The sequence below is a fragment of the Spirosoma agri genome, from assembly GCF_010747415.1.
In the GTDB taxonomy this organism is placed as follows: Bacteria; Bacteroidota; Bacteroidia; order Cytophagales; family Spirosomataceae; genus Spirosoma; species Spirosoma agri.
Genome location: NZ_JAAGNZ010000024.1, coordinates 1 through 514 on the forward strand (window position 1 = coordinate 1; position 514 = coordinate 514).

The 514-nt window shown below is 64.4% G+C and carries 1 protein-coding gene; it reads left to right on the top strand.

The features are described 5' to 3' along the window. Positions 1 to 514: putative Ig domain-containing protein (locus GK091_RS29300; protein WP_394351912.1), on the top strand; the 514-nt coding region annotated here is incomplete at both ends.

The window sequence follows — 514 nt, forward strand, 5'->3', positions numbered from 1 at the left end:
TATCCCCCAGGGTACCTTCACCGATGACCAGACACCGGGGAGCCTGCGGCTAAGTGCCCAGGGGCTGCCCCCCGGCATCAGTCTGTCGGGCTATACCCTGTCAGGCGTGGCGTCCACCACCGTGGGCAGTCCGTTCCGGGTGATCCTGACGGCCACCGATCCGGGTACCCTGAGTGTGAGCACGAGCTTTGACTTGGCGGTGGCCCCGGCTCCCGTTGAGCCGCCCCAGCCCAGCCAGCCCTTCGCCATCACGGCCGTAAGCCTGCTGAGCTGTACGCCGATCGCTGACCGGATCAATATCAACTTTAGTCCCCGTTACGTGGGTCTGACCGGCCAGCCCATCGCCTTCCGGATCGAGAACGAGCTGGCGGCTACCAATGAGCCGGGTCCCTACTCACTGACGCTATACCGGGATAACCCAGTAATTACCCTGAAGGCCACCCAGACGGGCAGCGTGAGCGAAGCGAGTTTTGCCTACAACTGGCTGGCGGCCTGTGCGACCCAGGGGCAGGAC